This is a genomic window from Tenacibaculum soleae (assembly GCF_001693415.1).
Taxonomy (GTDB): Bacteria; Bacteroidota; Bacteroidia; order Flavobacteriales; family Flavobacteriaceae; genus Polaribacter; species Polaribacter soleae.
In genome coordinates, this window is sequence record NZ_MAKX01000001.1 from 166,442 (window position 1) to 180,481 (window position 14,040).

The following is a 14,040-nucleotide window of genomic DNA, read 5'->3' on the forward strand; positions in this document are numbered from 1 at the left end:
TTACTAATTTAACAACTAAAACATGAAACAAAATATTATGTATCTGCCAATAATTTTGGCTATTTTAGGGCTTATTTTTATGTATGTAAAAATGATTTGGGTAAAAAAACAAGATGCTGGAAACGATAAAATGAAATCAATTTCAAAAAGCATTAAACAAGGTGCTCTTGCTTTTTTAGCTGCAGAATATCGGCTTTTATTAATTTTTGTTATCATTGCTTCACTAGCCTTATTCGGAATCTCGTTACTAGTTGCAACTACAAGTATTATGATTGTTCCTGCATTTATTATCGGAGCAATTTTCTCTGCCTTAGCAGGAAATATTGGTATGCGAATAGCAACCGACGCTAATGCACGAACAGCCGAAGCTGCTAAAACAAGCTTACCACAAGCTTTAAAAGTGTCCTTTGGTGGCGGAACAGTGATGGGACTTGGTGTTGCTGGGTTAGCCGTTTTAGGACTAAATTTATTTTTCTTAATATTTGTAAGTCAATTCATTACCGATGGAGGAAACTTTTATAATGAAATGACTATTGTATTAGAAGCCTTAGCAGGGTTTTCATTAGGAGCAGAATCTATCGCTTTATTTGCAAGAGTTGGTGGAGGTATTTACACCAAAGCCGCAGATGTTGGTGCTGACTTAGTTGGTAAAATAGAAGCAGGTATTCCTGAAGATGATCCTCGTAATCCCGCCACAATCGCAGATAATGTAGGAGATAATGTAGGAGATGTTGCTGGTATGGGAGCCGATTTGTTTGGTTCGTATGTTGCTACTGTTTTAGCAGCCATGGTTTTAGGTAATTATGTTATTAGAGACATGTCGTTAACATCAACTTATACTGACGGTTTTAATAACATGGGGCCGGTTTTATTACCGCTAGTAATTGCTGGTACAGGTATTATCGCCTCAATAGTTGGAACTTTTTTAGTAAGCATAAAAGACAACAATGCAAGAGAAAGTCAGGTACAAAAAGCTTTAGACACAGGTAACTGGACTTCAATTATATTAACCTTAATTGCAAGTTTCTTTTTAATAAAATGGATGCTACCACAAACTATGAAAATGAGTTTTTTTGGCGAAGGAATTAAAGATATTTCTTCAATCAATGTTTTTTGGGCTGCTTGTATTGGCTTAGCAGTTGGCGCATTAATATCAATGGTAACGGCATACTACACAAGCTTAGGTAAAAAACCAGTAATGGATATTGTTCAGAACAGTGCTACAGGAGCCGGAACCAATATTATTGCAGGACTAGCTGTTGGTATGAAATCAACTTTTTTATCAGTAATTTTATTTGCAGCCGCAATTTATAGCTCTTATTACTTTGCAGGGTTTTACGGAGTTGCTTTAGCAGCCTCAGCAATGATGGCCACCACAGCAATGCAACTAGCAATTGATGCCTTTGGTCCAATTGCCGATAATGCAGGTGGTGTTGCAGAAATGAGTGAATTAGAAGATCATGTTCGCGAACGTACAGATATTTTAGATTCTGTTGGTAACACAACCGCTGCCGTTGGTAAAGGTTTTGCTATTGCATCCGCGGCCTTAACAGCCTTAGCTTTATTTGCCGCTTACGTAACTTTTACAGGAATAGACGGAATTAATATTTTTAAAGCCGACGTTTTAGCAATGTTATTTATAGGAGGAATGATTCCTGTTATATTTTCAGCTTTAGCAATGCAATCGGTAGGAAAAGCAGCCATGGAAATGGTACACGAAGTTCGCCGTCAGTTTAGAGAAATTCCGGGAATTATGGAAGGAATCGGAACGCCAGAATACGCTAAATGTGTTGATATTTCAACCAAAGCAGCCTTAAAAGAAATGATTTTACCAGGTTTAATCACTATCATATCACCTATTTTAATCGGATTGGTTTTTGGTGCAGAACCTTTAGGCGGTTATATGGCAGGTGTATGTGTATCTGGTGTAATGTGGGCTATTTTTCAAAATAATGCTGGTGGCGCTTGGGATAATGCCAAGAAATCGTTTGAAGCAGGTGTTGAGATTAATGGTGAAATGACTTATAAAGGTTCAGATGCTCATAAAGCTGCCGTAACTGGCGATACTGTTGGTGACCCCTTTAAAGACACCTCTGGCCCATCAATGAATATTTTAATAAAACTTACCTGTTTAATTGGTTTAGTAATTGCGCCAATTTTAGGAAACCATACAGCAACAATCAATAATTACAGTGAAAACGTTTGGGGTACAAAAACCGGAAACAATATTAAAATTGAAGTTACAGACGCTACTTTTGCCGATGATAAAGAAAAAACGACAGTTATAAAAAAACAGCTTAAAAAAAATATTTTAGATGATAGCACAGCTAAAGCCATCATTACAACAACATCTACTGAAAACGAAAAAGAAGTTAACAAAGAAAAAACAAAATAACTTTGCTGTATATTTTACATAAACCCGATAGCTAAATTCTATCGGGTTTCTTATTTTTGTAGCATGTCTATTAGAACCACACAAACTTTTACTATTGATTTTCCCTCGGATTTTAAACAACGTTTATTCCGTTGGTCGCAACAGTTTGAAACTATTGTTTGGTTAGATTCAAACAATTACGAACAGCAATATAGTTCATTTGATGGTTGCTTGGCTGTTGATGAATTTACATCAATAAAAACCGATTCTCAAAATGCTTTTGAGAAACTAAAAGAATATCAATCATATACCAAAGATTATATTTTTGGTTATATTTCTTATGATGTAAAAAACGACGTAGAAAAACTTACATCCACTAATTTTGACGGATTAGGTTTCGATGATCTCTTTTTTTTTCAACCTCAAAAATTAATATTTATTAAAGGAAATACTGTTGAATTTCACTATTTAAAAATGATTGATGATGAAATTGAAGAAGATTTTGAAGAAATTTCATCTTATAATTTTCAACCAAAATTAAAATCTAAAAACACAAACGACCTTAAAATAAAGCTTCGAATTCATAAAGATGAATATCATCAAAGAGTAAACAGTGTTTTAAACCATATTCAACAAGGAAACATTTACGAAGCTAATTTTTGTCAAGAATTTTATGCCGAAAACGCTACTATAAATCCGTTTGAAATTTACGAACATTTAAACGAAATTTCTGAACCTCCGTTTGCTACATTTTTAAAGTTAGAGCATCAATATTTATTATCAGCAACTCCAGAAAGGTATTTAAAAAAAGAAAACACCAAAATAATTTCACAGCCTATAAAAGGGACTGCCAAAAGGTTAATCAATAAAATTGATGATAAAAAAACTGCTTTTGATTTGGCTCGCGACGAAAAAGAACGCTCAGAAAATATTATGATTGTTGATTTGATTCGTAATGATTTATCAAAAACAGCAAAAAAAGGAAGTGTACAAGTTGAGCAACTTTGTAAAGTATATTCGTTTAAACAAGTACATCAAATGATTTCAACTATTGTTTCAGAAGTAGAAACAACCACACATCCTGTTGATGTTATTAAAGACACTTTTCCGATGGGAAGTATGACAGGAGCTCCAAAAGTATCAGCAATGAAAATTATTGAAGAGTTAGAAGAAACCAAACGTGGGTTGTATTCTGGAACCGTTGGTTATTTTACACCAAATGGCGATTTTGACTTCAATGTTATCATCCGAAGTATTCTATATAACGCTGAAAAAAAATACGTTTCCTATTCGGTTGGCGGAGCAATTACAGCAAAATCTATTCCCGAAAAAGAATACGAAGAATGCTTATTAAAAGCAAAAGCAATGAAATATGTTTTACTAAACTCAAAGTAGTTTTAGTTATATTTACTAAATTATGATAATAGACCAAGAAGAAAAATTTAAGCACGTATTTTCTAAAATAGAAGGAACCATAAATGAACAAAGTTTTTTTAATGCTTTTTTAGATTTATACCCAGAAGCGTGGAAACAACATAAAATTACGTTTTCTAAATTTAAGAGAAGTAAACAATTTGGCCGCACAATTCCGTTACCAAAACCAGAAGTTTCTTTACGAAAAGAAATAAGACAATGGTTACAAAAACAATAAATTATGACACATCAAGAGTTTAATTTCAATTACCATAACACCATTTTTTTTGGGCAATTTTGGCAACCAGAAACCGTGAAAGCTGTTGTGATTATTATTCATGGTATGGGCGAACATTCTGGTAGATACCAACATGTTGCTAAAAAACTAACTGACAATAATTTCGGAGTTATTGCTTTTGATCATTTCGGGCACGGAAAAACCGAAGGAAAAAGAGGTCACAATCCAGGGTTTGATGCTGTTTTAGAAAGCATCTCAAAATTAACTAGCAAGGCAATCAGTGTTTTTGGCAACAAACCAATGTTTTTATATGGGCATTCAATGGGCGGTAATGCTGTAATAAATTATACATTACGTAAAAATCATAATTTTGCAGGAACCATTGCTACAAGTCCAATGTTAAAGTTAGCCTTTGATCCGCCAGCATGGAAATTATCTTTAGGTAAGCTTATGCAAAAAATTGCACCATCTATTACTTTAGGTAATGAACTTGATGCAAACGATATATCTCGCGACAAAGAAGAAGTTAAAAAATATATTAATGACTCTTTAGTACACGATAAAATTAGTCCAAATTTTTCATTATCTTTTATCGATGCTGGCGAATGGGCTATCAAAAATGCTAATACCTTAAAAACACCGATGTATATGTTACACGGTACCGGCGATAAAATTATTGATTATAAAGGCACAGAATCTTTTGCAAACGCATCAAACAAAGTTAGTTTAAAGCTTTATGAAAATGGTTATCATGAATTACAAAATGATTTGTGTAAAGATGAAATGTTGCAAGATGTAGTTAACTGGCTAAATAATCAGTTATAATTTTTTTTACATAAAAATGTTAGAAACTTTTGAAAATCATATTAATAAAAAATTTCCTTTTTTTAAAGAGAAGAAACTCTTAATTGCTATTTCTGGTGGTATTGACAGTGTTGTTTTAACACATTTATTACAACAACTTAATTATACAATTCATCTTGCACATTGTAATTTTCAATTAAGAGGAAAACAAAGTGATTTAGATGAAAATTTTATAAAACAACTAGGAAAACAATTAAACATTGATGTTTTTTCAACACGTTTTGAAACAACTGATTACTCAAAAAAAAACAAATTATCAACCCAAATAGCTGCACGACAGTTACGCTACGATTGGTTTAATAAATTAGTTACAGAACATAATTTTGATTATATTTTAACTGCGCATCATGCTGATGATAATTTAGAAACTTTTTTAATAAACCTAACTAGAGGTACAGGACTAGATGGTTTAACAGGTATTCCTGAAGTAAACAGAAACATTGTTCGCCCATTTTTACCTTTTTCTAGAAAAGAAATTCATCAATATGCTTTAAACAACGATATAAAATGGAGAGAGGATGCCAGCAACTCAGAAACCAAATATTTACGAAATAAAATCAGGCATCAAATCCTTCCTGTTCTTAAAGAAATAAATCCAAACATATTAAAAACACACGCTAAAACTACTTCTTTTTTAAAACAATCTCAACAAATTGTCATCGACAAAACCAACGATATTTCTAAAAAAGTACTATCCGAACAAGGCGAGCTATTAAAAATTAATATAACAGAATTATTAAAGCTACCAAATCCTAAACCATACTTATATCAACTATTAAAAGAATATAATTTTACCGAATGGGATGATGTTTATCATTTAATCCATGCGCAATCAGGTAAGAAAATAGTAACAAAATCACATACTTTATTAAAAGACAGAGATTTTTTATTACTTTTGCCCACTAACAAGCATAAAAAAACTGACAATCAGGTAGTTACTATAAATAAAGGCAAAAATCAAATAACCAATCCAATTCATTTATTATTTGAAAACGCTCTTGACAAAACAATTATTGATATAAATAGTATTTTTGTTGATAAAAATTTGTTAAATTACCCCCTCATCGTTAGAAAATGGAAAACTGGTGATTATTTTTACCCTACAGGAATGCAAGGAAAGAAAAAAATTAGCAAGTATTTTAAAGATGAAAAAATGTCAATTTTTGACAAAAAAAACACATGGTTGCTTTGTTCAAATGATAATAAAATTATTTGGATTGTTGGTAAACGACAAGACAGACGTTTTTTAAACTCAGACAAAACAACAAAATTATTAAGAATAACTAATTATAAACAACCCCTTATAAACTAACTCGAATGAAAAAATTATTTACTCTTTTTTTATTGTTTATCGGTTTAACGGTATTTTCACAATCGGATGACAATCCTATTGTAGTTACACCGACCGTTGAAAAAGTTTCAGATACTGAATATGACTTAATTTTCGACATTGAAATTGCCGAAGACTGGCATTTATATTCGCAATACAACCCTGAAGATGCTTCTTTACCTATGACTATTTCTCCTGCAGAAGGTGAAACTGGGTATACTCTTAACGGAAAAGCTGAAGAAAGTGAAACAGAAACAGAATTTAGCGAAATTTGGGGTAAAGATGAAATTTTCTTTGTAGAAGAAGGTAAGTTAGTACAACGTATAACAGTATCAGACGCTAGCTTAACTCAAATTACGCTTAACTTAGATGCACAAGTTTGTAAAGAATACTGTTTACCTTTTGATGAAGATTTCACATTTTCTTTAACAGGAGAAAAGGTTACTCAAACGGTTGCTGAAGTTGATGATAAAAGTCAATCATTATCGCAATCATTAAACTTAAATTTAAAAAACACAGCCTTATTAAAAAGTACCGCTGAAAAATCATCTGAAGATGGTGGTGACACACTATTAAACATCTTTTTATTAGGGTTTGTAGGTGGTTTATTAGCTTTTTTAACTCCTTGTGTTTTTCCAATGGTGCCATTAACTGTATCGTTTTTCACAAAGCATAGTGAAAACAGAGGAAAAGGAATTGGAAGTGCAGTATTATACGGGTTCTTTATTGTATTAATTTATGCTTTATTAAGTGTTCCTTTTCATTACTTAGACACTTTAGATCCTGAAATTTTGAATAGTATTTCTACCAATATGTGGTTAAACTTATTCTTTTTTACTGTTTTAATTTTCTTTGCTGGTTCTTTTTTCGGTTTTTACGAATTAACATTACCTAGTTCATGGAGTAATAAAGCAGATAGTGCTTCAAATATTGGAGGAATTATTGGGGTTTTCTTTATGGCTTTAACTTTAGCTATTGTTTCTTTTTCTTGTACAGGACCTATTTTAGGATCTTTATTAGCTGGATCATTAGGTAGTGATGGTGGAGCTATGCAATTATCAGCTGGTATGGTTGGTTTTGGTTTAGCATTAGCTTTACCTTTTGCTTTATTTGCAATGTTCCCAAGATGGCTAAACTCTTTACCTAAATCTGGTGGATGGTTAAACACAGTTAAAGTATTTTTAGGTTTCTTAGAATTAGCGTTTGCTTTTAAATTTTTATCAAATGCCGATTTGGTAGGGCACTGGGATTTATTAAAAAGAGAAATTTTTATTGGTATATGGGCCTTAATATCTTTACTAACTGCCTTATATTTATTTGGATTTATTGGGAAAAAATACGGAAAACTAACTTTCTTTAGAGTTCTATTAGGATTAGGTGCATTAGCTTTAGCTATTTATTTAGCTCCTGGTGTTATGAAAAAACCAATGTGGGATCAAAACAAGCTATTAAGCGGATTTGCACCACCGCAATTTCATAGTATCTACAAAAAAGACAATAAATGTCCATTAGGGTTAAATTGTTTTAAAGACTATGAAGAAGGTATTGCATATGCAAAATCAGTAAACAAACCTGTTTTGTTAGATTTTACAGGTTGGGCATGTGTTAACTGCCGTAAGATGGAAGAAAATATTTGGGTAAAACCAGAGATATATTCATTAATAAATGATGACTACGTATTAATTTCATTATATGTTGATGACCACGAAAGACAACTACCTGAAGAAGAACAATTTGATTTTATAAAACCTAATGGTAAAGTAAAAAGAATTAGAACCTATGGTGATAAATGGGCTACCTTACAAGTTGCAAACTTTAAAACAGCCTCTCAACCATTTTATGTATTAATGAGTCCAAATTTAGAATTACTAAACACACCTCAACAATACTCTGACCATACAACCTATTACAATTGGTTAAAAACTGGATTAGATAACTTTAATAAAAATTAATTTTAAAAATAAAAAAAGCCTCTTTTTTAAAGAGGCTTTTTTTATGCTTTATTTTTAGCTATCTTTAACATAAAGAGAAAGTTATGCTAATAAAAACTTATGGATCTGCTGTTTTTGGCATTGAAGCAACCACAATAACTATTGAAGTAAATATTGATAAAGGAATCGGATATCATTTAGTGGGCTTACCTGATAATGCCGTACGAGAAAGTTCCTATCGTATTTCAGCTGCTCTTAATAATAACAATTATAAACTTCCTGGTAAAAAAATAATCATAAACATGGCTCCTGCTGATATTAGAAAAGAAGGTGCAGCTTATGATTTAACAATAGCTCTTGGCATTTTAGCAGCATCAAAACAAATTAGCTCTAACAATATTAATGACTATATTATAATGGGCGAATTATCATTAGATGGAAGTGTACTACCTGTTAAAGGTGCATTACCAATTGCTATAAAAGCGCGTGAAGAAGGTTTTAAACACTTTATTCTTCCAAAAGAAAACGCCAAAGAAGCAGCAATTGTAAATGATTTGGATATACTCGGGGTTGATAATATTTTGGAAGTTATTGATCACTTTAATGATAAAAACAAAATTGAACCAACTGTTATTGATACTCGGTCTGAATTTTATAAACATGTCGATTTTCCTGAGTTTGATTTTAGTGATGTCAAAGGACAAGAATCTATAAAACGCTGTATGGAAATTGCTGCTGCTGGCGGACATAATATTATTCTTATTGGTCCACCAGGAGCAGGAAAAACAATGCTAGCTAAAAGACTTCCATCCATACTACCTCCAATGTCTTTGCAAGAAGCTCTAGAGACCACAAAAATTCATTCAGTAATAGGTAAAATTAAAAATTCAGGTTTACAATACAACCGCCCATTTAGATCCCCACATCATACCTGTTCAGATGTAGCTCTTATTGGCGGTGGTAATAACTTACCGCAACCTGGTGAAATTTCATTAGCACATAATGGCGTATTATTTTTAGATGAATTACCCGAATTTAAACGCGGTGTTTTAGAAGTTATGCGACAACCTTTAGAAGATAGAGAAGTTACTATTTCAAGAGCACGATTTGCCGTAAATTATCCTTGTAGCTTTATGTTGGTAGCAAGTATGAACCCAAGTCCATCAGGTTTTTTTAATGACCCAAGCTCACCAATGACCTCTTCTCCTGCAGAAATGCAACGCTATTTAAGTAAAATATCTGGCCCCCTGTTAGACAGAATTGATATCCATATTGAAGTAACTCCCGTTCCTTTTGAAAAATTATCAGAAGAAAGAAAAGGAGAATCTAGTATCGAAATAAGGAAGCGAGTAACTAAAGCACGTGAAATACAAACCAAAAGATTTAGTAAATCAAACACTGTGCATTACAATGCACAAATGAATGTAAAACAATTACGAGAATATTGCAAACTATCAAACGAAAGTAAAAATTTACTAAAAATTGCAATGGAAAAACTCAATCTTTCTGCAAGAGCCTATGACAGAATACTTAAAGTAGCTCGCACAATTGCCGACTTAGACAGCGCTGTTTCTGTAACAGGAACACATATAAGTGAAGCCATACAGTATAGAAGTTTAGATCGTGAAGGTTGGTTAGGATAATCTATTAAAACACATTTATTTTATAGAATAATCAGTATTTTAGTTGTCTATTAAACCAACATAAAAACATATCTATATAATGAAAAAAATAATTTATTTAATGGCAATTGCAATTATTGCCGTTTCATGTAAACCTGCTACAAATAACTTTGTTACTTTTTCAGGAAAAATCACCAATAAAAATGCTGATTCAATAATTGTCTCTAATCCACAATTAAAGTTTAACAGGGTAATTAAATTAGATGAAAATGGCCTATTTAAAGACACCATGAATATTAAAGATGGGTTTTACCGTGTTTTTGACGGAAAAGAAACTACTTCTTTATATTTAAAAAACGGCGCAATTATTAACATGACACTTGATACTAAAGAGTTTGATGAAACTGTTACTTTTACCGGTGAAGGATCAGACGAAAGTACTTTTTTAGCAAAAACCTCTTTACTGCAAGAAAACCTTCTTAACGACGAAATGTTATTTACTTTACCAAAAGAAAAATTTGATACTAAAGTAAATAATTACGTAAACGACTTTAACTCCCGAATTGCCAATACTAAATTAGACTCTACTTTTGTTGCTTTTCAAAAACAAAACATTAAAGGCTTAACAAACTACCTAAACAAAACACATGCCGATAAGTTATATTTGGCTACAAAATTAGCCGTAGGTGCCGTATCTCCTAAGTTTGTAGACTATGAAAACTTTAACGGTAAAACAACATCTTTAGACGATTTAAAAGGAAAATATGTTTATATTGATATGTGGGCAACATGGTGTAACCCTTGTAAACAAGAAATTCCTTTTTTACAAAAAATTGAAAAACAATATCATGATAAAAATATCGAATTTGTAAGTATTTCAGTTGATAGCGAAAGAGATCATGGAGCATGGAAAACCATGGTTAAAGAAAAAAACCTAACCGGAATTCAATTATACTCTAAAAGAGATAAAACTTTTGCAAGTGCTTATCGTGTAAATAGTATCCCTCGTTTTATCTTAATTGATCCGCAAGGAAATATTGTAACTGCAAATGCACCAAGACCTTCTAGTCCGAAATTAATTGAATTATTCAACTCTTTAAGTATTTAATAAACAATTAAAAAAATATTATAAAAATATTATAAAAAGGACACTTATCAGTGTCCTTTTTATATTTAAATAATCTTAATACCTTCTGGAGACAGAACAATTATTAGTTAAAATTATCCTATAAAACATTTTACTTTTTTAATTATTAGTTTTTATCAAAAAGTATTCATCACATAAGTCTATATAAAAACAACTTATGAATTAACAAAACCCTACTTTTAACTATATTATACCCTTCTTTATCTTCATGCCATAGCCTAAAGTAATATAATAGAAAGATATATTATTTTAGATATAAAGCTATTAGGTTTATTAAGTTATCAAACCATAATGAAACAAAAGGTTTTCTCAAAACATTTACGATAAATAAAAATATTTAAGAGATAGCGTAAACTATTTTTAGAGCCAAATTGAAGAAAAAAAATAAGAGATATTTTAGATATAATCAACTTAACAAGAGATGTGTCTCTAAATTTATTCTTCCCTAATAATCTTCGAAAACAAAATGAAGATTGGTTTTATTATGAAATAATAAATTTACATAACCTCCTTAATAAGAGAGCAATTTTTAAGCTATCAATGATGACAAGATGCGTATATTATGATCTACCTTAAAATCATAGGCTTCTATTTTTAAATTTTCTTAAAACAAGAAAAAAAATTATATTGCACGTAAATTAGTTGCTATAATATTACAAGTCATAAAGCTATAAATGACTCTAAAAAAAATAATCATAAACTTTCTATTCTTTTAGTATTTTATTTCCGTACATAAAAGACTAAAACAATAGTTATTTAAAATATTCTTTCGCGAAGAATAGACATACACCTTGAGTGTCTTTAAATAGTTCAAGGATTTAATCAAATTTATAATTAATTAAAAATGAAAAAATCTATTTTAAACTTAGGAAAAGCATTAAACAAACTTGAACAAACAGAAATTAACGGAGGAGGGCCTTCTGGAAGAAGATGTGATCGTTTATTAAGAAGAGCAGATAGATACTTAGATAACGGAAATCTAAACGGAGCAGATAGAGTATTAGATACTTATGATAGAATTTGCTAATAAAATTAAAAAACCTCGCCAATGGCGAGGTTTTGTATATATACTAAAAACTACCTTTTAATATCTATAATGTTCTGGCTTAAACGGCCCATCAACAGTTACACCGATATAGCTTGCTTGCTCTTCGCGTAACTCAGTTAATTCAACACCAATTTTAGCTAAGTGTAATTTTGCTACTTTTTCATCTAAATGTTTTGGTAACATGTATACATCGTTTTTGTATGCTTCTTTGTTATTCCAAAGCTCGATTTGCGCCAACGTTTGGTTTGTAAATGAGTTAGACATTACAAAACTTGGGTGCCCTGTTGCACAACCTAAATTTACTAAACGTCCTTCTGCTAAAATAATAATATCGTTTCCTGCAATGTTGTATTTATCAACTTGAGGTTTGATAGTATCTTTTGTGTTTCCGTGATTTTTATTTAACCAAGCCATGTCAATTTCGTTATCAAAATGTCCAATATTACATACGATAACTTTGTCTTTCATTGCTTCGAAATGACGTCCTTGAATAATATCTTTGTTTCCTGTAGTTGTAATAATAATATCAGAATTACCAACAACAGTTTCTAAACGCTTCACTTCAAAACCATCCATTGCAGCTTGTAATGCACAAATAGGGTCAATTTCAGTAACTGTAACGATAGATCCTGCACCTTTAAAAGAAGCTGCTGTACCTTTACCTACATCACCATAACCACATACTGTAACACGTTTACCTGCTAACATAATATCGGTTGCACGACGAATTGCGTCTACTGCAGATTCTTTACATCCGTATTTGTTATCAAATTTAGATTTTGTTACAGAATCGTTTACGTTAATTGCTGGCATTGGTAATGTACCTGCCTTTACTCTATCGTATAAACGGTGAACTCCAGTAGTAGTTTCTTCTGACAATCCGTTAATTCCAGCTGCTAATTCTGGGTAACGATCTAACACCATATTTGTTAAATCACCACCATCATCTAAGATTAAATTTAATGGCTTTTTGTCTTCTCCAAAGAATAAAGTTTGTTCGATACACCAATCAAACTCTTCTTCCGTCATATCTTTCCAAGCATAAACAGCTGTTCCAGCAGCAGCAATTGCAGCAGCAGCTTGATCTTGTGTAGAAAAAATATTACAAGAACTCCAAGTTACCTCAGCTCCTAAAGCTTGTAATGTTTCTATTAAAACCGCAGTTTGAATGGTCATATGTAAACATCCTGCAATTCTTGCTCCTTTTAATGGTTGTTCGTTTTTATATTCTTCACGCAAGCTCATTAATCCAGGCATTTCAGCCTCTGCCAATTCAATTTCTTTTCTTCCCCAATCAGCTAAAGAAATATCTTTTACTTTATAAGGAACGTATGTAGCGGTTTTTGTGCTCATATTTTTGTATATTTATGTATCTTAAATTTTAAGTCGCAAAATTACGAAATAACTTTCTAAAATATGCCTGTTCACAAAACATTAACGGTAAACGAAACTACTAAAGTATTGATTTGGAAGATTGAAGAATCTTTTGAAGATTTAGCTGATGGTATTACACTTACGCAAAGAAGTAGCGATCGACTAAACAATATGAAATCAGATTTACATCGACGCGGGTTTTTAAGTGTACGTCATTTACTAAATAAAGTTGGCTATACTGATGCTGATTTAGTTTATGATGAGTTCGGAAAACCGCATTTAAAAGACGGTAAATTTATTTCAATTACCCATTCTTTTACCTTTTCTGGTATTATAATTTCTGATGATAAACCTGTTGGAATTGATATTGAAAAACAACGTGATAAAATTTTAAAGATAGCTCATAAGTTTACGCCGATTGAAGCCTATAAATCAATTGCAAATCATGATGCTTTGGTTAGTAAGTTAACTATAGTTTGGGGAGCTAAAGAAAGTTTGTATAAAATTTATGGAAAGAAAAAACTACTCTTTTTAAATCATATTTATATTGAAGATTTTTCTTTTGAGACTAACGAAACTACTGGTAAAATTTTATATGAAGGTGTTACCGATGAATACCAAATTAACTTTTTAGAAACCGAAGGCTTTACTTGTGTGTATGCGCGTTAAAAAAACATGTATTGCTAAATAGCATTTACA

General features: G+C 31.4%; 11 protein-coding genes. 10 read left to right on the top strand and 1 reads right to left on the bottom strand.

Annotated features, from left to right (window positions below):
- Positions 1 to 22 precede the first annotated feature (22 nt).
- The 9 genes from BA195_RS00740 (at position 23) to BA195_RS00780 (ending at position 11,946) form a co-directional block, all read left to right on the top strand.
- Entirely contained in the window at positions 23 to 2,395 is a 2,373-nt protein-coding gene (locus BA195_RS00740) for a sodium-translocating pyrophosphatase (RefSeq protein ID WP_068701435.1), read from the top strand.
- A 63-nt stretch (positions 2,396 to 2,458) separates the two neighbouring features.
- The gene (locus BA195_RS00745) at positions 2,459 to 3,769 is read left to right on the top strand and encodes an anthranilate synthase component I family protein (RefSeq protein WP_068701437.1); all 1,311 of its coding nucleotides are present in this window, start codon (positions 2,459 to 2,461) and stop codon (positions 3,767 to 3,769) included.
- Positions 3,770 to 3,791: 22 nt separating this feature from the next.
- Positions 3,792 to 4,025, top strand: coding sequence for a hypothetical protein (locus tag BA195_RS00750; RefSeq protein WP_068701439.1), 234 nt, complete (start codon positions 3,792 to 3,794; stop codon positions 4,023 to 4,025).
- A 3-nt stretch (positions 4,026 to 4,028) separates the two neighbouring features.
- Positions 4,029 to 4,850 (top strand): alpha/beta hydrolase, encoded by an 822-nt coding sequence (locus BA195_RS00755; RefSeq protein ID WP_068701440.1) that lies wholly within the window; start codon positions 4,029 to 4,031, stop codon positions 4,848 to 4,850.
- Positions 4,851 to 4,866: 16 nt separating this feature from the next.
- Positions 4,867 to 6,201, top strand: coding sequence for a tRNA lysidine(34) synthetase TilS (gene tilS / locus BA195_RS00760; RefSeq protein ID WP_068701443.1), 1,335 nt, complete (start codon positions 4,867 to 4,869; stop codon positions 6,199 to 6,201).
- A gap of 5 nt (positions 6,202 to 6,206) precedes the next feature.
- Positions 6,207 to 8,171 (top strand): protein-disulfide reductase DsbD family protein, encoded by a 1,965-nt coding sequence (locus BA195_RS00765; protein ID WP_068701445.1) that lies wholly within the window; start codon positions 6,207 to 6,209, stop codon positions 8,169 to 8,171.
- 83 nt (positions 8,172 to 8,254) lie between these two features.
- Positions 8,255 to 9,793, top strand: a complete 1,539-nt coding sequence (locus BA195_RS00770; protein WP_068701447.1) for a YifB family Mg chelatase-like AAA ATPase — start codon at positions 8,255 to 8,257, stop codon at positions 9,791 to 9,793.
- A 79-nt stretch (positions 9,794 to 9,872) separates the two neighbouring features.
- Complete coding sequence (locus BA195_RS00775; RefSeq protein ID WP_068701449.1) at positions 9,873 to 10,880, top strand: TlpA family protein disulfide reductase; 1,008 nt, start codon at positions 9,873 to 9,875, stop codon at positions 10,878 to 10,880.
- A gap of 883 nt (positions 10,881 to 11,763) precedes the next feature.
- Complete coding sequence (locus BA195_RS00780; RefSeq protein ID WP_068701452.1) at positions 11,764 to 11,946, top strand: hypothetical protein; 183 nt, start codon at positions 11,764 to 11,766, stop codon at positions 11,944 to 11,946.
- Between the two features lie 57 nt (positions 11,947 to 12,003).
- On the opposite strand, the gene ahcY is transcribed toward BA195_RS00780, so the two are convergent.
- The gene (ahcY, locus tag BA195_RS00785) at positions 12,004 to 13,320 is read right to left on the bottom strand and encodes an adenosylhomocysteinase (RefSeq protein WP_068701454.1); all 1,317 of its coding nucleotides are present in this window, start codon (positions 13,318 to 13,320) and stop codon (positions 12,004 to 12,006) included.
- Positions 13,321 to 13,383: 63 nt separating this feature from the next.
- Here ahcY and BA195_RS00790 point away from each other — a divergent pair, with 63 nt between their 5' ends.
- Positions 13,384 to 14,010 (top strand): 4'-phosphopantetheinyl transferase family protein, encoded by a 627-nt coding sequence (locus BA195_RS00790; RefSeq protein ID WP_068701456.1) that lies wholly within the window; start codon positions 13,384 to 13,386, stop codon positions 14,008 to 14,010.
- Positions 14,011 to 14,040 lie beyond the last annotated feature (30 nt).